The sequence below is a fragment of the Paenibacillus sp. BK033 genome, assembly GCF_004345425.1.
Lineage (GTDB): Bacteria > Bacillota > Bacilli > Paenibacillales > Paenibacillaceae > Pristimantibacillus.
Genome location: NZ_SLVP01000014.1, coordinates 1 through 20358 on the forward strand (window position 1 = coordinate 1; position 20358 = coordinate 20358).

The 20358-nt window shown below is 53.2% G+C and carries 19 protein-coding genes; all 19 read right to left on the reverse strand.

What is annotated here, in order from left to right:
• Positions 1-209: 209 nt before the first annotated feature.
• On the reverse strand, positions 210-656 hold the full coding sequence (locus EV294_RS27635; RefSeq protein ID WP_243711822.1) for a GtrA family protein: 447 nt from the start codon (positions 654-656) through the stop codon (positions 210-212).
• On the reverse strand, positions 646-1629 hold the full coding sequence (locus EV294_RS27640; protein WP_132312884.1) for a glycosyltransferase family 2 protein: 984 nt from the start codon (positions 1627-1629) through the stop codon (positions 646-648). The genes EV294_RS27635 and EV294_RS27640 overlap by 11 nt, the downstream gene beginning before the upstream one ends.
• 22 nt (positions 1630-1651) lie before the next feature.
• Positions 1652-5092, reverse strand: a complete 3441-nt coding sequence (locus EV294_RS27645; protein ID WP_243711823.1) for a glycosyltransferase family 39 protein — start codon at positions 5090-5092, stop codon at positions 1652-1654.
• A 221-nt stretch (positions 5093-5313) separates the two neighbouring features.
• Positions 5314-6840 carry a lysine--tRNA ligase gene (gene lysS, locus EV294_RS27650; protein WP_207918202.1) on the reverse strand — a complete coding sequence of 509 codons (1527 nt, stop codon included), beginning with the start codon at positions 6838-6840 and terminating at the stop codon, positions 5314-5316.
• Positions 6841-7023: 183 nt separating this feature from the next.
• Positions 7024-7500, reverse strand: a complete 477-nt coding sequence (gene greA, locus EV294_RS27655; protein WP_132312886.1) for a transcription elongation factor GreA — start codon at positions 7498-7500, stop codon at positions 7024-7026.
• 260 nt (positions 7501-7760) lie between these two features.
• Positions 7761-8777 carry a tRNA dihydrouridine synthase DusB gene (dusB, locus tag EV294_RS27660; protein ID WP_132312888.1) on the reverse strand — a complete coding sequence of 339 codons (1017 nt, stop codon included), beginning with the start codon at positions 8775-8777 and terminating at the stop codon, positions 7761-7763.
• A gap of 84 nt (positions 8778-8861) precedes the next feature.
• Complete coding sequence (locus EV294_RS27665) at positions 8862-9071, reverse strand: helix-turn-helix domain-containing protein (RefSeq protein ID WP_012772083.1); 210 nt, start codon at positions 9069-9071, stop codon at positions 8862-8864.
• Complete coding sequence (folK, locus tag EV294_RS27670) at positions 9023-9574, reverse strand: 2-amino-4-hydroxy-6-hydroxymethyldihydropteridine diphosphokinase (RefSeq protein ID WP_132312890.1); 552 nt, start codon at positions 9572-9574, stop codon at positions 9023-9025. Before folK ends, EV294_RS27665 begins: the two co-directional genes overlap by 49 nt.
• A complete protein-coding gene (gene folB / locus EV294_RS27675; protein WP_132312892.1) occupies positions 9552-9938 on the reverse strand; it encodes a dihydroneopterin aldolase in 387 nt (128 codons plus the stop codon). The genes folK and folB overlap by 23 nt, the downstream gene beginning before the upstream one ends.
• A 109-nt stretch (positions 9939-10047) precedes the next feature.
• A complete protein-coding gene (gene folP / locus EV294_RS27680; RefSeq protein WP_132312894.1) occupies positions 10048-10935 on the reverse strand; it encodes a dihydropteroate synthase in 888 nt (295 codons plus the stop codon).
• Positions 10932-11813: an aminodeoxychorismate lyase gene (gene pabC / locus EV294_RS27685; RefSeq protein ID WP_132312896.1), complete on the reverse strand. Its 882-nt coding sequence runs from the start codon at positions 11811-11813 to the stop codon at positions 10932-10934. Before pabC ends, folP begins: the two co-directional genes overlap by 4 nt.
• The gene (pabA, locus tag EV294_RS27690; RefSeq protein WP_132312898.1) at positions 11810-12391 is read right to left on the reverse strand and encodes an aminodeoxychorismate/anthranilate synthase component II; all 582 of its coding nucleotides are present in this window, start codon (positions 12389-12391) and stop codon (positions 11810-11812) included. Before pabA ends, pabC begins: the two co-directional genes overlap by 4 nt.
• Before the next feature lie 33 nt (positions 12392-12424).
• A complete protein-coding gene (locus tag EV294_RS27695; protein WP_132312900.1) occupies positions 12425-13990 on the reverse strand; it encodes an anthranilate synthase component I family protein in 1566 nt (521 codons plus the stop codon).
• Positions 13991-14094: 104 nt separating this feature from the next.
• Positions 14095-15033 carry a cysteine synthase A gene (cysK, locus tag EV294_RS27700; protein ID WP_132312902.1) on the reverse strand — a complete coding sequence of 313 codons (939 nt, stop codon included), beginning with the start codon at positions 15031-15033 and terminating at the stop codon, positions 14095-14097.
• Positions 15034-15195: 162 nt separating this feature from the next.
• The gene (locus EV294_RS27705; protein ID WP_132312904.1) at positions 15196-16170 is read right to left on the reverse strand and encodes a peptidylprolyl isomerase; all 975 of its coding nucleotides are present in this window, start codon (positions 16168-16170) and stop codon (positions 15196-15198) included.
• Between the two features lie 18 nt (positions 16171-16188).
• Positions 16189-17088 carry an Hsp33 family molecular chaperone HslO gene (gene hslO, locus EV294_RS27710; RefSeq protein WP_132312906.1) on the reverse strand — a complete coding sequence of 300 codons (900 nt, stop codon included), beginning with the start codon at positions 17086-17088 and terminating at the stop codon, positions 16189-16191.
• 2 nt (positions 17089-17090) lie between these two features.
• Positions 17091-17861, reverse strand: a complete 771-nt coding sequence (locus EV294_RS27715; protein WP_132312908.1) for a type III pantothenate kinase — start codon at positions 17859-17861, stop codon at positions 17091-17093.
• Positions 17858-18742: a carboxylating nicotinate-nucleotide diphosphorylase gene (nadC, locus tag EV294_RS27720; protein ID WP_132312910.1), complete on the reverse strand. Its 885-nt coding sequence runs from the start codon at positions 18740-18742 to the stop codon at positions 17858-17860. Before nadC ends, EV294_RS27715 begins: the two co-directional genes overlap by 4 nt.
• The gene (nadB, locus tag EV294_RS27725; RefSeq protein WP_132313010.1) at positions 18735-20351 is read right to left on the reverse strand and encodes an L-aspartate oxidase; all 1617 of its coding nucleotides are present in this window, start codon (positions 20349-20351) and stop codon (positions 18735-18737) included. The genes nadC and nadB overlap by 8 nt, the downstream gene beginning before the upstream one ends.
• Positions 20352-20358 lie beyond the last annotated feature (7 nt).

A 20358-nucleotide genomic window follows, 5' to 3' on the forward strand; every position in this document is an offset into this window, starting at 1 on the left:
GAATGGTGTTTGACTTGCTCATTACTTGTTTTATCGCTTTTCCGTTATTTCTAACGGGGCAGTTTCGCTCGTTGTTCAGTTTTCAAAGAACAATTCTTTTTTCGTTCATCACCGTGTTTCTCAGCGGCGACAAGAGATAATATACCATGAACGCCTATTGGATTGCAAGCATTTTTTTAAAGTTTTTTTGAGACTAGCTAACTCGCGTTTTAAGACTCCTTGAATACCCACCACTTGCTGCCCGCGAAGTTAAGCACAACGGTTACTACCGTTGCTAGCAGCTTGGCCGTTAACGGACCTAATCCTACTGTTTCCGTCAACTCATAGAGGAGCAGCATAGACACTCCCAGTACGGCTGCGTTCAGCAGAATAAAGCGTACGGCTCTTCCGCTTCCCGCTTTGACTGCTCCCTCTTTTTTTGAAGCCCCTTTAAAGGTAATGAGAGAATTGAGCGCATAGCTGTTCGCCATGCCGGCACTATAAGAGATAACCTGCGCGGGAAGGACGTACAGTCCCGCCCACACCAGTATGCTATAGACAATAAAGTCTACGAGGGTGTTGAGCAAACCGACCATATTAAATAAGACGAATTGCTTTAACGCGCCAAGCTTTTGTTTTTTAGGGCTAATTTGCTGCCGAGGCTGCTCAATGGACATATTCGCGATCCTTCTCCTGCTTCTCCTCTTGTTCCTTCTCTTCTCCGAACCCTCTTGCTTCTCTTACGATATATAGAGGACGGTTCTTGGATTCGTCATAGATTCGGCCAATGTATTCGCCGATGAGTCCAAGCAGCATCAGAATAATACCGTTAAACAATAGGTTAATGGCGACAATGGTTGTCCATCCCGCTACCGTGCTTGAGGTAAAGAGACGCTGGCACAGTACGACCAATAAGTAAACGAAGCTTGTTGCCGACAGGGTAAAGCCGATATAGCTGGCGATTTTGAGCGGCTTATAAGAGAAGGAGGTGATGCCGTCCACCGCAAAATTAATCATTTTTTTGAGCGGATACTTGGTTTCGCCCGCAAATCGCTCCTCGCGTACATACTCCACCATCGTCTGGCGGAAGCCTACCCAGCTGACAAGACCACGCACGAAACGGTTCTTCTCCTTCAACCCGCGCAGTACATCGCAAACTTTACGGTCGATCAGGCGGAAATCGCCGGTGTCCATCGGAATATCGAAATTCGTCAAGCTCCGCATCGTGCGGTAGAACATCATCGCCGTCAGCTTCTTGAAGACCGTTTCGCCTTTGCGCTTCAGCCGCTTACCGTAGACAACCTCGTAGCCTTCCTTCCACTTGGCGATCATATCGAGCATCACTTCCGGCGGATCCTGAAGATCCGCATCTATAATGATAATGGCTTCGCCTTGCGCGAAATCCATACCGGCGGTAATGGCAATCTGATGGCCAAAGTTGCGCGAAAAATTGACCAGACGGACATTGCCGTCCTCCTGACAGATGACTCCCACGATCTCGACCGTACGGTCTTTGCTGCCATCGTTAACGAATATAAGCTCGTAAGGCTCTCCGTAACCGTCCATCACTTCTTTCAGCTTGGCATACGTATGGCGAATCACTTCTTCTTCGTTATACATCGGCACTATAATGCTGTATCTCGCCTTCACGCCCGTCTACCCCTTCCGTTCATCAGCTGTAAAAGACCCATGAGTCAAAATGTCTTAAAGCAATCATCACATATTCCTTGCTTACTTCCATACCGGAAATGACCGGATAATACATTATAAAGAGAACGACCGCTATGCCGGCATAGACCCATCGAATCCATTTTTTATTGTCGCGGCCTTCTTCGATACGGGTAAATATATAAACGATAGCCAGAATCATGAATGGCACCATTGCAAAATAATGATACAAGAACGTCAGCCGCGGCACGAGCATCCATGGCAGGTATTGCGATAAGTAAGCGATCCATAGCACGTACATTCTCTTATCTTTGCGCTTCACGCTTATATACAAAGCAGCGATTACGGCGAAGATCCCCGTCCACCAAATCAACGGATTGCCAAACGCCGATATGGAGGAGACCTGTCCCGGCTCCAGGTTCTTGCCGTTGTAGTACCACACCGGTCGCTTCATGAACGGCCACTCCCACCACTGGGACGAATACGGATGAGTAGCGACAAGCTTGCTGTGGTAATCGTACATATGCTCCTGGTACTCGATAAGCCGTTCCGCGGTATACGTATCTCCCTTAACGTGGAGAACGGGAATATAAGACAAGCAATAGATAACTAGCGGGATCGCGACGAAAAAGACTAGACAGCTTGCAAGAGTCAGTACCGTGTTGCGTATAAACCCGCGGGAAGCCTTTTGATAAGCTTCGTTATCTTCATAAGGATAGCCTTCTTCCCCGTCCGCCAAAACGCGTTTAGCCGCTGCATGCTCCCGGTAACGTTCAATCAGGACAAGCGCCAGCATAACCGCCAGTCCTGCGCCGCCATAGATGACAATCCACTTGGAAGCCACCCCGATTCCGAACATCAGCCCGGCCCAGAATAATGGTACTAACGTTTTACGCAGCGGAGAGCGGTAGAAGCTCATTTCCCTGTATTTATTCATGAAGTAGAACATCAGCATAATGAAAAAGACGCCGTATACGTCAATGGTTGCAATCCGCGTCTGCGTGAAATGCATAAAGTCTGCCGCAAACAGGATGGCTGCGGTTGCCGCGATGCCCGTTTTCCGGAACAACTGCAAGGCAAACAGATATATAATGGGCAGCATTGCAATGCCAAACAGCGTCCCTACGATCCGCCAGCCAAACGGGCTAAGCCCGAATACTTTTATCCCTACCGCTATGAGCAGCTTGCCGAGCGGCGGATGCGTATTCTCGTAAGCCTTCATGCTATGAAGATTCTCGTAAGCGGTGCGGGCATGGTAAATCTCGTCAAAATAAGAGCTGTTCAAATAGTTCGGTTTATACACGGCATCCTGCTGCTCATCAAACAACCGGCTGCCCGCAAGAGCCGCGTCCTCCCTCACCTCGCTTGCATCTCCAAGATCAACAACACGCTCGATTGGGATCGGCTTGTCGCTGCCCTCCGGATAGAAAGCAACCTCCTGCATGGAGAAGCCCCACTGGGTTACCGTCAGCTTTGCATACCTGACCGTCTGGTTGACCGGGTTAACCGTCCACTTCAGGTCGTCGCCAACCTTCTGCTCGATCTCAACGGGATTGCTCCATTGATCCGGCGTGCTGCCGCTGAATTCCCATTTGTATTTGCCAACGCCAACCCCATTAAAACTGTTGATCTGGCCAATTTGAACCTGCTTGCCAAAATCCACGTAAAAGCTCTGGCCATCCCGGTCAGCCTTCCAGCCGCTGTCGAAGCTAACCGTGGAGCCCAGATTTACAAGCGCGATAACGGCATAAATCCCCGTAATGGCGGACATCCACAGCCAATCCCTCCGCTGCAGCCTGCGAGCCGGCTGTTCCTGCGCCCTTACGCTCTGAAGCAGCCGATCCTCGGACAAGGCTAGCTCGTCCTTCGTCAAAGCGGGAACCGGCTGCAGGCGACCCTTGATATATCTATCATAGCCAATATAAATCATGTACAAATACAAGCCGATATTAACAAGCGAAGTCACGATCATAATGCCGTTCGAAGAAGGCAGGAACGTGTTCTCCTGACTGAAGGCCAGGACATAGCCGACATTAATAAAATGGGTGATGCTAAAGCCAAGCAGCAGCTGCAGAATCCGGCGGCCCTTCGCCTCTATGTAAGCGAAGATCATCAGAAGGAGTGCCGGGAACATGTAGCGCTCGTGCATTTTGGCAGCAAACATAAAAACCGTAACGATTAGAATCAAAGCCATATAGAAGGAGCCCGTAAGGTCCTTTTGCTGCTTGCGGAAGGCAAAGAAGAGGACCGAAACCACCGTCGCAAGGACGATTCCGATGTTCCCCCAGGAGGAGTACTCCAGACCAAGCCAATGCGCATCCAGCTTCGCCCAGTTGCCGCCGGTTAAGGCATAGAGATTAAACGCGTTCAACGTGGCGTACGGATAAGAAGACAGGGTTGATTTATAAAGATGATAGAGCGCGGACAATCCGCCGTTCTTCCAAATAAACGGTGCGGCAAGCAGCAGGAACGCAACAGCCCCGTAGCCGACACCCGCGGCAACACGCTTCCAGTGCCTGAGGTTGTAACCGTAAGCGAGCAGCATAACCGGCGTAAAAATCAGCGCCTGCGGTTTCACAAGCACGGCCAGCGCAAACCAGACCGACCCACGCTCCAGCTTGCCGTCCGTAATGGCTCGAATACCCAACACCAGAATCAGTGCGAAAAAGGAATCCACCTGCCCCCATCCGGCGGAATTGATCCAGACGGCAGGGTTCCAGACGAAAATCATCGCCAGGCCGAAGGCAGCCCGGTGATCGAGTTTTTTTACGGCCGTGCGATAAATGAGATAACCGGTAATAAGATCCGTGAAAATAGCCGGAAGCTTGTAAAACACTATCGCCGCATCGCTGGTAGACCCGATGCCGAACCACGATTGCAGCGCCCCCATGACATAAAGCACATAAATATAGCCGGGCGGATAATCAGCAAAGAGGCCTTCCTGATAGAAGTTGCCGAGGCCGTCCTTGAAGGCATGATTCGCCCAATAAATAAACGTATTAATATCATTCGTATAGCCGGGATTCGTGGCTGCTATATAGAAACGGAAAGCGAATGCCGCTAAAAGCGCAATCCACAGTCCGTTCAGGGATGATTTGTCGCCGGCAGCTAGAGGCTTGCCGCTCGCCGCGAATTCCCGGGCACGCAGCCATCTGCTGTACAGGTATGCGAATAAGGCGCCAAACAAAGCCGATATCGATAATACCGAAAAGGCCGATATTTTCTTCGGGTCTATTTTTTCCTGATTTTGAGGTGTCGCCGAGGCGGTCTGTTCCGACTGCAGAGTAATGACAGGCGAGAAAGCTTCTGTCGCAATATTGCCTAAGGCGTTAGTTTCCGCGCCGGGACTCCCCTCAGCTGAAACATAACCGTTCATGGCAGGCAAAAGACCAACAACGAGAACAAATAATAAACAAATGATTGCACGCAAGCCACTCTTCCACATTTTCCGCGGTTCACCTCAAACGTTAAGTTTCTCGAGCTTGTTTTTCCTGTAAAATACATTCTCACTTTCCCTATCAAAAGTCAATGTGTACTCCTATCCAAGTGAAAACGGTTGCGCCCTCCATAGGAGAGGCAGCTTGCGTTTCGCGAATGAAATCGAAGCACGGTATAAAAAAAACACCGCCCGGACCTGTTAGTCCAAGCGGTGCTGTCGTTAGCCTCTTATTCGCCCGCACGCTCGCGCATATGCGGGAACAGCAGTACGTCACGGATGGAAGGCGCATCGGTAAGCAGCATAACAAGGCGGTCAACGCCAATGCCAAGTCCGCCTGTAGGCGGCATGCCGTACTCGAGGGCGCGGATGAAGTCGTCATCCATCTCATGCGCTTCGTCATTGCCTTGTTCCTTCTCGACGAGCTGAGCTTCAAAGCGCTGACGCTGGTCAATTGGATCGTTCAGCTCGGTGAACGCGTTCGCATGCTCGCGCGCTACGATAAACAGCTCGAAGCGGTCCGTAAAGCGCGGGTCTGCCGGGTTCTTTTTCGCCAGCGGCGAGATCGCAACCGGATGTCCCGTAACGAATGTCGGCTGAATCAAAGTATGCTCGCAATGCGTTTCGAAGAATGCATTCAAAATATGGCCAAACGTCATATGAGGCTCAACCGGTACTTTATGCTCCTTCGCCAGGGCATGAGCCTCCTCGTCGCTCATCTCTACGCTGAAGTCAACGCCGGTAACCTCTTTAACCAGGTCTACCATGGAAACACGGCGCCACTGCGGCGTCAGATCGATCTCTTGGCCTTGGTAAGAAATTTTCATCGTGCCTAGAACCTCTTGCGCGATATGGGCAATCAGGTTCTCCGTCAGCGCCATGATGTCCTTGTAATCGGCATAAGCCTCGTACAGCTCGATCATGGTAAACTCCGGATTATGGCGCGTCGAGATGCCTTCGTTCCGGTAAACGCGGCCGATCTCGTATACCTTCTCCAGACCGCCTACGATAAGGCGTTTCAAGTGAAGTTCAATCGCGATACGCATGTACAGCTGCATATCAAGCGCATTGTGGTGAGTGATGAACGGACGAGCCGCAGCACCGCCGGCAATGGAATGCAGCGTTGGCGTTTCCACTTCGAGATAGCCCTTCGAATCAAGGTAACGGCGCATCGATTGAATAATGCGGGAACGCGTAATGAACGTTTGCTGTACGTCAGGGTTCACGATCAGATCGACGTAACGCTGGCGGTAGCGCAGCTCTACGTCCTTCAAGCCGTGATATTTATCGGGCAGCGGAAGCAAAGACTTCGTCAACACTTCCACTTCGTAAGCTTTTACCGATACTTCGCCGGTGTTTGTCTTGAACACGGCGCCCGTGATGCCAACGATATCGCCGATATCAAGCAGTTCAAAAGCCGCGTATTTGTTCGCTTCAACCGTATCCTTACGGACGTAGATCTGGATTTTGCCGGAAAGATCCTGAATATGCGCAAAAGAAGCTTTGCCCATGCCGCGCTTTTGCATAATGCGGCCCGCAATGCTTACCTTGATTGCTTTCTCTTCCAGCTCTTCCTTGCTGAGTTCTTCATAAGCGGACACAATGTCTTTCGCATTGTGCGTACGCTCGAATTTGACGCCGAACGGGTCAACGCCAAGGGCTCTCAGCTCGTCCAATTTGTCCCTGCGGATTTGCAGAAGTTCGCTTAGTTCTTGTTCTTGTTCCACTCCCGTGTTTTGCTGATCCACTTTATTCATCTCCTAAATGAAAGGCACTGCTCAAGCGTAAACGGCTGCGCCGTCCCGGGGAGGGGCAGCAGACGCTTCGCGAGTGAAATATAAGCACAGTATAGAGAAAACCTATACTTTCTTATATTTAACGTTCAAAAAGCTTCCGATAAGGAAGCTTTCGAAAAATATGCGCAAATGGCAGTGCAGACCTTATTTTTTAATATCGACGATTTTATATTGAATGATGCCGGCAGGCACGCTAACGTCCACGACAGTACCTTTCTTCTTGCCCAGTATCGCTTTGCCTACGGGGCTCTCATTCGAGATTTTATTGTGAAGAGGGTCGGACTCGGCTGTTCCTACGATTGCATATTCCATTGTATCACCGAATTCCAAATCTTCCACCGTTACGACCGATCCAATACTTACCGTATCGGTATCAATCTCATCATTATTAATAATCCGCGCGTTGCGGAGCATTTTCTCAAGCGTAATGATACGGCCTTCGATGAAAGCCTGTTCATTCTTGGCGTCCTCATATTCCGAGTTCTCGCTGATGTCGCCGTAGCCAATGGCCACCTTAATACGTTCCGCTACTTCACGACGCTTGACCGACTTGAGGTTTTCCAGTTCCTCTTCAAGTTTCTTTAACCCGTCCTGAGTCAGAATGATTTCCTTATCGCTCATCTTCCGATTCTCCTGTCGTGTGACATATTATTCATACGGCGTATGAATTCACTGTATTTAATATATTGCATTCCCCGTTCCTCATGCCAAGTTGCGGGGCAGCCAGCGCGGAAACGACGATGTCGTTGATGTATATTGCAAGATTATATTTCAAAGACACCCCGAATGTCAATCAAAGCCAAATTTGTGGTGTAACCGCTTTATCGGAAAGAGACTTAAGAGGATTATCGGTTTGCAGACCGATAATCCTCTTCGCTCTCTTAATGTGCTTTGTTAGAGCTTCCGGCCATGCCGGCAAGAGCTTCCTCATCCAAAGAAGCGATGTACTGCTCCATAATTTCGACAAGCTTGTCGCGTCCTGTCTCTTCCATAATGACATCTTTCACGCGTGCCGCGCCCGGAAGCCCTTTGAGGTACCAGGCCATATGCTTGCGCATTTCGCGTACGGCTGTCGCTTCGCCTCTCAAGGCTATAAGACGGTCCATGTGCAAAATCGCAACTTCCAGCTTCTCGCGCGGAAGCGGATCCGGCAGCAGCTCGCCCGTTTCCAGGTATTGAATCGTCCGGTACAGCATCCAAGGGTTGCCGAGCGCTCCGCGTCCGATCATAACCCCGTCGCAGCCGGTATGGTCTAGCAGCCGGCGGGCGTCCTCCGGCGAGAAGACGTCGCCATTGCCGATGACCGGAATGGAGACGGCTTGCTTCACGTCGCGGATAATATCCCAGTTCGCTTTGCCGGTGTATTGCTGCTCGCGGGTGCGGCCATGAACGCTGACCGCTTTGCCGCCCGCGCTTTCGACAGCCTTCGCGTTGTCTACCGCGTAAATATGCTCGTCGTCCCAGCCGATCCGCATCTTTACGGTTACCGGCTTGCTGACTGCGGCGGTTACCGCCGACACCATCTCGTAAATTTTGTTGGGATCAAGCAGCCAGCGCGCACCAGCGTCGCAATTTGTAACCTTTGGCACCGGGCACCCCATATTGATATCAATAATATCGGCATTGGTCTGCTGGTCCACGACCTTGGCCGCTTCGACGAGCGACTCGCGGTCGCCGCCGAAAATTTGCAGGCTAAGCGGTTTTTCGCGCTCGTCTACAAACAGCATTTCCATCGTACGCTTATTGCCGTGCAGGATCGCTTTATCGCTGACCATCTCCGCGCATACGAGGCCGGTTCCGAATTCTTTGGCAATCAGACGGAAAGCAGGGTTGCAGACACCGGCCATCGGCGCGAGCACGACTTTATTTTTCATCTCGATGTCTCCGATTTTCAACATGCTGCTTTTGTTCCTCCTTCTTAAACCGATTGACCGCCTTATTGACGACGTAATGAAGTTCTATCGCGTCATATGAAAGGTACGTTATGATTCCGTATCCATTAGTTCTTCATAGCTGATGCCAAGCGTATTCGCTATATTCATCATAAGCCGGGCATCGGGCTTGCGGGTTCCCCGCTCCAGCGATCCAAGGACCGCAACCGATACGCCTAATACCTTTGCCAGCTCCTGCTGGGTGTAGCCCTTCAGCTTCCGGAATGCCCGGACCCGCTGAGCCAATTGGTGATTTTCCATAACGTGATGCCTTCCTTTCCATCCTGAAGCGCCGCTGCCGCAGAAGCCGAAACAAGGTCCTGCAGAGGATGCGACGGATCGATGACATCCGCAAGCGGAACAAGCACGAAAGCCCGCTCCATCATACGGGGGTGAGGAAGCGTCAGCTCCTCGCCATCCATCGCAACATCTCCATATAACAGCAGATCTAGATCTATGGTGCGCGGTCCCCAGCGTATATCTCTTACTCGTCCAAGAAGCTGTTCGACCTTGAATAACACGTGAAGAAGCTCAATAGGCGAAAGAGTAGTCAGAACGGCCATCGCCATATTCAGAAAAGCCGGCTGATCCGTATACCCGACAGGGGCTGTCTCGTAAATACCGGATATCCCTAAAACTTGAACGCCGGGCTGTTGCCGGAGGTGTTCCACCGCCTGCCGAAGCAGTCCCTCGCGATCGTTAAGATTGGAGCCTAGAGCAATGTACGCCTGCGTCGCGATGTTAGGCACGGACAACACGCCCATTCCCGTCCCGCTTGCGGCGAAGCTCAATCGTAACCCCGTCAAAATGGATCTCGAACGGCGGATTTGGCTTCGTTACGCGAACCGTCACTTCATTTATCATAGTATAAGCTTCCAAAACCCGAGTTGCAATGCCGCCGGCCAAAGCTTCGATTAATTTGTAAGGCTCTCCCTGCACGACGGATTTGACCTGCTCGTACAGCTCGGCATAGTTGACCGTTGCATCCAAATCATCGGTTTCCGCCGCTTTCTCCAGGTCCAGCTTCAGGTCAAGATCAACGATAAACTTCTGTCCCAGCCGGTTCTCCTCCGGAAAAACGCCGTGATAACCGTAAAATTGCATGCCCCTCATGATCATGCTGTCCATGCTTTTAGCTTCCCCGCTTTCTAGGTAGAGTGGCTCAAGCGTAAACGACTGCGGTCCTTAGAGGGGCAGCAGACGTTTCGCCAATCAAATATAATATAAGCACAGTAACTTATACTTTCTTAGAATTGTACATAATCGCGTCGGTCATCATCGCAGTCCGCTTATTCGCGCGCACATCATGCACCCGCACGATTTGGCAGCCTTGGGCAATGCCAAGCGCCGTAGTAGCCGCCGTGCCTTCCGCAAGATCGTCCACCGGCAGGTTGAGCGTCTGCCGGATAAACCGTTTGCGCGAGGTGCCAAGCAGCACCGGGTAGCCAAGCGCGGTCAGTTCCGACAACCGGCCCATAAATTCGAGGTTGTCGTCATGGTCCTTGGCGAAGCCAAGACCCGGGTCGAGCCAGATCCGGCTCGCTTCAACGCCAGCCTGAAGAGCAATAGCCACGCTCGCCCGCAGGTCGGCGAGCACATCCGGGACGAGGTCGCCGTAGTCCCGGGCAGGGCGGTTATGGCTGATAATAACCGGACAGCCGTATTCGGCCGCCACGGCCGCCATAAAGGGGTCATGCTTCAGACCCCAGATGTCGTTGATGATATGCGCGCCCGCTTCAAGCGCCTGGCGCGCCGTCTCGGCTTTGTACGTGTCGATGGAGATAGGCACGCGTGGCGCCGCTTCGCGTACGGCCCGGATAACGGGCAGCAGACGGCGGAGCTCTTCTTCCACGCTGACCGGCTCAAAGCCGGGACGGGTCGATTCCGCGCCGATATCGATAATGTCCACGCCTTCTTCGACCATTGCGGCTGCGCGGGCAGAAGCTGCCTCCGCATGGTTATACCGGCCGCCATCCGAGAAAGAATCCGGCGTGGCGTTCAGAATGCCCATAATCAGCGTCCGCTTCCCAAGCTCCAGCTTCATTCCGCCGTCAAGCTCATAGCTTCTATTCCAAAAGGTCGGCTTATAACCTCTAAGTTCCTGTCCCTGTTCTTGTTCGCTCATCGTTGTTGTTCCTCCGTATCTTCGCGGTAGGCGAGCAGCAGCTCCCGCAGAACGGGTCCTGCCGTTCCGGAACCAACCACCGTACTGCCGCCGTGATGATCGGTTACTCGCGTTACCGGTACAAGCTCCTGTATAGAAGTCGTCAGCCACACTTCATTCGCGGCAAGAAGCTCCTCAAACAAATAATGCCCCTCCCTCACGGCATAGCCAAGCCCGCGTGCCAGCTCGATAACCCGCTGTCTGGTAATCCCCGGTAATATACCGATATCTGTCGAAGGAGTATAAATCGTATCCTCCTGCACGAAAAACACGTTGCTGACGATGCCTTCCGCGAGGAGTCCCTCGTGGCTCAGCATAAGTCCCTCCGCCGAAGGCGAAGCATCGCTTGCCAGCAATTCCCGCTTTGCAATTATATTGTTCATATAATGGAGCGATTTTAATCGAATGGTACCTTCCGGGGTATTTCTTGCCGTATTAAGCAGCCGCAATTCCTTGCCTTCACTGTACAGGCTTTCGCTATGGGGCGGAAGCGCCTTAACGAGCATAAACTCCGTAGGCTGCTCGTAATCCCCCGGCGGAAGTCCCAGTTCCCCGGTTCCCGCCGTAACGGTCAGACGGATGTAACCTTCCGCAAGCCCGTTCTCTCTCAACAGAGCGTCTATCATCCCCCGGACCGCATCCGGATCCGGCTTGTAACGGATACCGATCGCTTCGCAGCCCTCCGCCAGGCGCTTCATATGCCGCTCCAGCAAATACGGCTTGCCGCCGTACGTGCGGAACGTCTCAAATAACCCCATACCGTACAAAAAGCCGTGATCGTATACCGAGATCACAGCTTCGCCAGATTCCATTACCGCTCCGTTCAGCCCGATCTTCATCGCGCCGCGCCCGTTCGGATTTTCAAGAAATTGCGCAGCATGTCATGACCGTGCTGCGTGATGATCGATTCGGGATGGAACTGTACGCCTTCAATCGGATATTCCTTATGGCGCAGCCCCATAATTTCGCCTTCGGCCGTTTCCGCGGTGATCTCCAGGCAATCCGGAAGCGTTTCGCGCTTCACGATAAGAGAGTGGTAGCGAGTAGCCGTATACGGCGATGGGATCCCTTCAAAAATCGTTTTGCCGTCATGCAGAATTTCGGATGTCTTGCCGTGCATGAGCTTTTCCGCGCGCACTACATCGCCGCCAAAGGCTTGTCCGATCGACTGGTGACCAAGACACACGCCAAAGATCGGAATAACGCCTTTGAAATGCTCGATGACTGACAGGCTAATCCCCGCTTCGTTCGGAGAGCAAGGCCCTGGCGAGATCAGGATATGGTCGGGCTTCAGCGCCTCAATGCCCGCAAGATCAATCTCGTCATTCCGTTTCACGACAACCTCTTCGCCCAGTTCACCCAAATATTGCACCAAGTTGTACGTAAACGAATCATAATTATCAATTACTAGAATCATCGCTCCTGCTCCCCCTTTGTATGTCGCTCCGCGCTATGTCCGGCTCGCCCGCTCCGCAAACCTTTCGCTGTACTGAATGGCCTTCCACAGCGCCTTTGCTTTATTTAACGATTCGTAATATTCCCGTTCCGGATCGGAATCAATAACGATGCCCGCTCCGGCTTGAATATTAACGATACCGTCCTTCACCGCCATCGTTCTTATTATTATATTAAATTCCATATCGCCATTATAGTCAATCCATCCGAGCGATCCCGTATAAGCTCCCCGCCGCACGGGCTCAAGCTCCTCGATGATCTCCATCGTCCGGATCTTCGGCGCGCCGGTAATCGTTCCTCCCGGGAAAGTTGCGGCAATGACGTCAAAGGCATCCTTTCCTTCGGCAAGGCGTCCTTCCACCTGCGAGACCAGATGCATCACGTGGGAATAATATTCGATAACCATAAGCTCTTCCACTTTAACGGTTCCGAATTCCGATATTCGTCCAAGATCGTTCCGCTCCAGGTCAACCAGCATAATATGCTCGGCCCGCTCCTTCTCGCTAGCTCGTAGCTCCGCTGCCATCACGCGGTCTTCCGCCTCCGAGCGTCCCCGGCGTCGAGTGCCCGCTATCGGTCGTGTTGCCAGCTTGTCGCCGTTCTGCTCGACCAGAAGCTCCGGAGAGGCAGAAACCAGCTGGAAGTCCGGACAGCGGAGAAAGCCCATATAAGGCGACGGATTGAAAATACGCAGCCATTCGTACAGCTCCTCCGGCGGGGAGCTGACCCGCCTGCTCTGCCGCTGCGACAGGTTCACCTGGAATACGTCTCCCTGGCTGATATACTGCTGAATCCGGCGTACTGCCTCCATAAATGCTTCCTTCCGGAATGGAGAAGTGATGCCTTCTACCGACTCTACGTCAATGTGAAGACTGTCGCCTGCTGTGAATTGTCTTCGTTCCTCGCGCACGGCTGACGCCTCGCCGCCCTGAGGCTGAATATGCTGCTGCCAGAATACCTCCATCTCCTCAGCTTCAACTACGGCCTCGTCGTATTTGGCCTGCAGCTGCGCTTCGTTCTCTTCCCCGGTAACCGCCTTATGGACCGCGCAGTACAGCATTTTCTCCTGCTGATCCACGATCCAGATCCGGTTCATCCGCAGGAACAGATAATCCGGAAGTCCCGTGTCGTCCGCCGCAAGCTCGGGCAACCGTTCGATAGAACGGATCACATCATAGCTCCAGAAGCCTACGCAGCCCCCTGTCCACTTTGGTCCCCCAGCAAGCTTAGGTGCGCGGTGCGGCTCCATCCAGCGCCGGACAACCTCAAGCGGCTTGCCCTCCCAGAGCTGCTCCGAGAGAACCTGTCCCTCCCGGTCCCATTCCGATGACTGGGCATGGTGTCCTTTGCCGCGGATAACCCCTTCCGGATGAAGCCCCAAATAGGTATAACGTCCATCCTTACCGCTCTCCAAAACGAATGCATGCGGGGAAGCCTCGCGCCATGCCGACTCCCATGAATCAACCGTAATGGCATGAAGCGGAATGCGCTTCAGCAGCGGCAAGGTGGTGTATTTGCGCTCTGCCTGCCATAAAGCCCACTGCCCTAGTGCGGTGAACATGTCAATTTCCTCCGATCAGGTATGATTTGCTAAGTATACAAAAAGCCTCAACAAACGTCAAAAAGCCCCCGTTCCTAAGAACGGGGGGCTTTTTGGCGACAATATTAGTTCTCGAAGTTGAACAGAGGCGTAGACAGGTAACGCTCGCCGTTGGATGGAATAATCGCAATAACGCGTTTTCCTTTGCCGAGTTCCTTCGCTACTTTGAGAGCGGCATAGATTGCTGCACCGGAAGAAATACCGACCAGAAGACCTTCTTCTTTTGCAGCACGGCGTGCAAATTCGAAAGCTTCTTCATTCTCAACGGTAATAACGCCGTCGTAGATCTCGCGATTCAGGATATCCGGCACGAAGTTAGCGCCGATGCCTTGGATTTTGTGAGGACCCGGGTTGCCGCCCGACAGGATCGGGGATGCAGCAGGCTCAACCGCGTAAATCTTGATGCCTTCGAAGTTCTTCTTCAGCACTTCGCCCGTGCCCGAGATTGTTCCGCCAGTACCGATGCCGGCAACAAAAGCATCCAGCTTGCCGTCCAGCGAGTTAATCGCTTCGACGATCTCCGGACCTGTTGTTTCGCGGTGTACTTTCACGTTGGCTTGGTTCTTGAATTGTTGCGGGATGAAGTAAGACGGGTTCTCCTTCGCCAGCTCTTCCGCTTTGCGAACGGCACCGTTCATGCCTTCGGATCCTGGAGTCAGAACAAGCTCGGCACCGTAAGCGCGAAGCAGGTTGCGGCGCTCGATACTCATTGTTTCAGGCATAACGAGGATCGCTTTGTAGCCTTTTGCCGCAGCTACCATTGCAAGACCGATACCCGTGTTGCCGCTTGTAGGCTCGACAATCGTATCGCCGGGCTTCAGAATGCCCTCTTGCTCCGCTACCTCGATCATGCTGATCGCGATACGGTCTTTAACGCTTGCGCCAGGGTTCTGGTACTCAAGCTTCACATAGATTTCCGCGCTGTCTTCCGGTACAAGACGGTTCAAACGGACAAGCGGTGTATCACCAATAAGTTCAGTTACGCTGTTAACGATTCTAGCCATGAGAATAATTGCCTCCCTTATTCCGACTAATTCAGTTGGTTTTTTCACTACTAACATCTTATCAATCTCTCGCATCCGTTGTCAATAGTTTCTTTCTTGAATTGACAGGAAAAGGGAGAAGCCGCCCGGTAGGCGACTTCTCCCTGATAATCGATAAGTGCTCTAAGGGGTAATCTCCGCGTTGTATTTCTTGAGCAAATCATCCTCGATCTCACTAAGCGGCTTGGCTTTGGACAGCGCCAGCTCCTTGCGGGCCGTATCGTACAGGACATGTCCCGTCAGCCCCTCGGTCTTCTGCCGCTCCAGTACGCGGATAACCGCATAGCCCTCCGGAACCTTGATGGGACCGGTTGACTCGCCGGTCTGCAGCCTGCCCGCTTCCTCCAGCATATCGGCATCGTAAAACGGATCGTCCAAATCGATAAGTCCAAGGTCGCCGCCCGAACCCGATGTATTCGCATCCTTCGAATACTCCAGCGCAAGCTGTTCGAACGAATCGCCGGCAGCGAGCTTATCGAGAACATCGCTTGCTTCGTTCTTCGTATCCGTGACAATCCATTGCAAATGAAGCCTTAGCCGGTCCGCAAACTGCTCCGGATGAGCCGCTATGTAATTCTCGATCTCCACTTCGGACAGATTAACGGTCAGAATGGCAATCTTCTCGAGCAGCAGACGGTACTTTACGTCTTCTTCTACATCACTCTTCGTCATGCCAAGCTGTTCTTTCATTACTTCATAAAAAACTTCCTCGCTGTCATAGCCGTCCATCATAGCGGCAAGCTCCCGCTCCTCCTCCTCGGAGGACAGGGTTAGCTGCTGCGCCTCTGCTTCCAGATCTATCGCCTTATGGACCATCAATGTCCTCAGCACATTATCGCCATACTGCCGTTTAAGCTGATCGGCCAGCTCCGCGGCCGTTATCGGGAAGCCTCCTACCGTCGCAGCAATTCCTTCGCTCCGGGAAGGATCGGAATCGCTAGGCGTATCCCCGGCTTGCGCTTTTGTCTCCGAATCGGGATCATGCTTCTCGGGATCGTCCGAGAACGGAGACAGCTTCACGATAACCGCCACGCTTAGGACGATCATGCAGATCGCTTGAAGTACAACAACAGCTTTTAATACCCCGTATTTCTTCATTCCCCCATGCCTCCGGCGTTATTGCACAAGCTTTGGCTTCGCCTGTTCAAGCAGCTCTTGCAGCTGCTCCCGGTCAAACGTGTAAGCCTCATTGCAATAATGGCAGACAACCTCTGCCTTGCCGTCTTCCTCGATAATCTGCTCCAGCTCCGATGCCCCTAGGCTAATCAGCGTCTGCTCCACCCGATCCCGCGAGCATTTGCATTGGAACTTCAGCTCCAGCGTATCATGGATTTGCAGATCGTCGCCTACCAGCCTGCGAAGGATGCCCTCCGGCGTTTCGCCCTGCTCCATCAGCTTGGTCACATGCGGAATGGAGCCGATAGTCTGCTCAAGACGTGTAATCTCCTCATCGGTAAGACCGGGCAGAAGCTGTAAAATAAAGCCGCCCGCATGAGTGACTCTTCCTTCCGGCTCAACAAGCACGCCAAGTCCAACTGCGGAAGGCGTCTGTTCGGATACGGCAAAGTAATAAGTGAAATCCTCGCCCAGCTCGCCCGATACAATCGGGACGCTGCCGAGATAAGGATCCTTGAGGCCGAGATCCTTTATAATGTGAAGATAGCCGTTACGGCCAACGCCGCCGGCAACATCGATTTTCCCCTGTTCGTTGCTTGGCAGCAGGACATCGGGATTATCGACATACCCGCGCACTTCGCCGTGCGCATTCGCGTCAACCACGATTTGTCCAATCGGACCGTCGCCTTTTACTTTAACCGTCAGCTGCTCTTCGCCTTTCAGCATTGCGCCCATAATCGCGGCGGCTGTTGCCGTGCGCCCGAAGGCTGCCGTTGCGGTGGGCATTGTGTGGTGGCGCCGCTGAAGCTCATTTACAAGCTGCGTTGTGCAGGCTGCGAATACGCGGATCTTGCCTCCCCACGCCGTCCCCCGGACGAGAACGTCTGGTAACTGCTCCATGTTTATCCCTCCTGATTCCGTTCGTAAATAATGCGCAATCCTTCCAACGTCAGAAGTGGATCGACTTCTTCTATCGTTTCCGATTCCGTGCTAATTAACTCCGCCAGCCCTCCCGTTGCCACAACGCGGGGGCTTACCTGAAACTCTTTTCTAATCCGGTTCACGATACCGTCAACTTGTCCCGCATAACCATAGATGATACCGGCTTGCATGGACGTAACGGGATTGCGGCCGATAACGCTCTTCGGCTTGACCAGCTCAATGCGCGGCAGCTTAGCCGCGCGCTGGTACAAGGCTTCCGTGGAAATGCCGATGCCCGGCACAATCGCTCCGCCCAGATAGCTTCCCGAAGCATCGATATAATCAAACGTTGTGGCCGTGCCGAAATCAACAACGATCAGCGGCGCGCCGTATTTGACGATACCGGCAACGGAGTTTACGATCCGGTCGGCGCCAACCTCGCGCGGATTCTCGTAGCGGATATTAAGCCCGGTTTTAATGCCGGGTCCAACGACAAGCGGCGTTTTGCGCAAATATTTCATGCAAAGCTGTTCCAGGGCGCGCATGAGCGGCGGCACAACGGAGGAGATAATTACTCCTTCGATCTGCTCCATCCGGATACCCGCATAGTGGAACAAATTATGAATATTCATGCCGTATTCGTCAACGGTCGCCGAGCGGTTCGTGCTGAGCCGCCAGTGATGCAGCAGGTCCTTGCCCTTATAGACGCCCAGAACGATGTTTGTGTTGCCCACATCGATTACTAAAATCACGCCCGCGCGCCTCCTTTTTTCTCATTCAAATCCAGACTGATATCAAGAGCGTTAAAGGAATAGGTCAAGCCCCCGACGGAAATGACATCCACGCCGCAGGCCGCAATGCTGCGGACCGTATCCAAACGCACGTTGCCGGACGCTTCTACTATAACATGAGGCGAGCGCGACTTAATGAGGCTTACTGCCTCCGTCATCAGCGCCGGTGCCATATTGTCGAGCATGATAATATCCGCTCCGCAGGCCAGCGCTTCTTCCACCTGCTCAATAGACTCCGCCTCTACTTCGATTTTCATTGTATGTGGAATCGCCGCGCGGGATGCCTCAACAGCCTGGCGGATGCCGCCCGCGCCCTTGATATGATTATCTTTGATCATTACGGCGTCGTATAAACCAAAGCGGTGATTCGCTCCCCCGCCGACACGGACTGCGTACTTCTCCAGCATGCGGTGGCCGGGCGTTGTTTTGCGCGTATCCACGAGACGGACAGGCAAGCCTTCCAGCGCCGTTACAAAAGCATTGGTCTTTGTTGCGATGCCGGACAAACGCTGCATCAGGTTCAGCGCCAGTCGCTCGCCCGTAAGCAGGCTGTGAGTGCTGCCTTCCACGGTTGCGATGACCGTCCCCTTCTCTACGCGCTCCCCGTCTATCACTTTTGCTTCAAACCGAAGCGACGGATCCACAATCTCGAAAACGATCCGCGCAACCGGGAGACCGGCAATAATCCCGCTCTCCTTCACATGGATCACCGCCGTAGACTGCGAGCCCATCGGAATGGTCGTTGCCGTCGTAATATCGCCGCTGCCGATATCTTCGGCCAGCCAGCCGCGGATTTGCTCGCGCAGGGCATGGTTATATGTGCCAAACGTTGTATCAAACATGAATAATTCGCTCCTCCGTCATTCCTTGCAGCCGTTGCATCACGGTATGCTTGCGCCATACCTCGTCATTCTTCTCCGGAAAGTCCTCCCGGTAATGCCCGCCCCGGCTTTCCTCCCGCTGCAACGCGGATTCCGTGGTCAGAATCGCGCAGGTCAGCAGGTTAGCGAATTCGTACTCCTCGCGTTTGGTCAGAACGGATTGGAAGAACGGCAGCTGCCGCTTCAGTTCCTCAAGCCCTCTCTCAAGACCGTGCGCGTCGCGGCGAAGCCCCGCATACCGCACCATCACCTTCTGCAGCTTCAGTCTCTTCTCGACTACCGCCTGCATAGGCGCGCTGCTGCGCGGCTGGTCGTTCACGAGGACCGGCTTCGTCTGCAGCTTAGGCAGCTTCATGATGCTGTCCACAATCCGTTTGCCAAACACAATAGCCTCTGACAGCGAGTTGCTGGCAAGACGGTTCGCGCCATGAACGCCGGTTGAGGATACTTCCCCGCAAGCAAACAGTCTTCTTATATTGGTTTCCCCGAACAGATCGGTTTTGACTCCGCCCATCATATAATGGGCGGCCGGCGCAACCGGAATCCAGTCGGTTGCCAGATCCAGCCCGTACTGCAGGCAGAACTCGTAAATCGTAGGGAAACGATGCTTCACCATTTCAGGCGATTCATGCGTAATATCCAGATAGACGAAGGTCGACTTCGTCTCTTCCATCTCGCTGACAATAGCGCGTGCCACGACATCGCGCGGCGCCAGCTCCAGCTGATGATGATAACGCTCCATAAACCGCTCGCCCCGGATATTTCGCAGATACGCGCCTTCTCCGCGAACGGCTTCCGAGATCAGAAAGCGCGGAGCGCCCGGATAACATAGCGAAGTCGGATGGAATTGCACAAACTCCATATCCTGAATGAGCGCGCCAGCCCGATACGCCATCGCAATTCCGTCGCCGGTTGCGACATCCGGGTTTGTTGTGTACCGGTATAATTGGCCCGTCCCGCCGGAGCACAGAATCGTCGCTTTGCCGCGCACGTACAAGCGGTGTCCGTCCGGCTTCTGCACGATAGCCCCGCAGCATTCGCCGTCCTGCGTGACCAGATCGATCACAAAGTGATCATCCCACACGTCAATGCCCGGGTCGGCGGTCGCCTTCTCGGAAAGAGCGCGTACAATTTCATAACCCGTCGCATCGCCATTGGCATGAAGGATGCGGCGCTGGCTATGCGCGCCCTCCTTGGTCAGCGCGAACTCGCCGTTCTCCAGGTCGAATTGCGTCCCCATTCGGATCAGGTTGTTAACCCCTTCCGGTCCTTCGTGAACCAGAACGTTAACGGCATCCTCGGAGCAGAGGCCTGCCCCCGCAATAAGCGTGTCCTCGCGGTGATAAGCCGGGGAATCGTCATCCGAGATTACGGCCGCGATTCCGCCTTGCGCGTAACGCGTATTGCTGTCGAGCAGTGATTTTTTCGTAATCATTAAGACGGACTGATTATTCTCGCTTGCCCGGAGCGCGGTGAAAAGACCGGCGATGCCAGCCCCGATCACGATAACGTCCTTCTCTATTACCGGCAAGTCCTCGAGCGACAGATCAACAAGATATCTTGGTATCATCATCTTC

Coding starts and splice junctions, on each gene's coding strand:
- EV294_RS27635 (WP_243711822.1), bottom strand. CDS start 656: ATGTCCATTGAGCAGCCTCGGCAGCAAATTAGCCCTAAAAAACAAAAG.
- EV294_RS27645 (WP_243711823.1), bottom strand. CDS start 5,092: ATGTGGAAGAGTGGCTTGCGTGCAATCATTTGTTTATTATTTGTTCTC.
- lysS (WP_207918202.1), bottom strand. CDS start 6,840: ATGAATAAAGTGGATCAGCAAAACACGGGAGTGGAACAAGAACAAGAA.
- greA (WP_132312886.1), bottom strand. CDS start 7,500: ATGAGCGATAAGGAAATCATTCTGACTCAGGACGGGTTAAAGAAACTT.
- dusB (WP_132312888.1), bottom strand. CDS start 8,777: ATGTTGAAAATCGGAGACATCGAGATGAAAAATAAAGTCGTGCTCGCG.
- EV294_RS27665 (WP_012772083.1), bottom strand. CDS start 9,071: ATGGAAAATCACCAATTGGCTCAGCGGGTCCGGGCATTCCGGAAGCTG.
- folK (WP_132312890.1), bottom strand. CDS start 9,574: ATGGGCGTGTTGTCCGTGCCTAACATCGCGACGCAGGCGTACATTGCT.
- folB (WP_132312892.1), bottom strand. CDS start 9,938: ATGGACAGCATGATCATGAGGGGCATGCAATTTTACGGTTATCACGGC.
- folP (WP_132312894.1), bottom strand. CDS start 10,935: ATGAGCGAACAAGAACAGGGACAGGAACTTAGAGGTTATAAGCCGACC.
- pabC (WP_132312896.1), bottom strand. CDS start 11,813: ATGAAGATCGGGCTGAACGGAGCGGTAATGGAATCTGGCGAAGCTGTG.
- pabA (WP_132312898.1), bottom strand. CDS start 12,391: ATGATTCTAGTAATTGATAATTATGATTCGTTTACGTACAACTTGGTG.
- EV294_RS27695 (WP_132312900.1), bottom strand. CDS start 13,990: ATGTTCACCGCACTAGGGCAGTGGGCTTTATGGCAGGCAGAGCGCAAA.
- cysK (WP_132312902.1), bottom strand. CDS start 15,033: ATGGCTAGAATCGTTAACAGCGTAACTGAACTTATTGGTGATACACCG.
- EV294_RS27705 (WP_132312904.1), bottom strand. CDS start 16,170: ATGAAGAAATACGGGGTATTAAAAGCTGTTGTTGTACTTCAAGCGATC.
- hslO (WP_132312906.1), bottom strand. CDS start 17,088: ATGGAGCAGTTACCAGACGTTCTCGTCCGGGGGACGGCGTGGGGAGGC.
- nadC (WP_132312910.1), bottom strand. CDS start 18,742: ATGTTTGATACAACGTTTGGCACATATAACCATGCCCTGCGCGAGCAA.
- nadB (WP_132313010.1), bottom strand. CDS start 20,351: ATGATACCAAGATATCTTGTTGATCTGTCGCTCGAGGACTTGCCGGTA.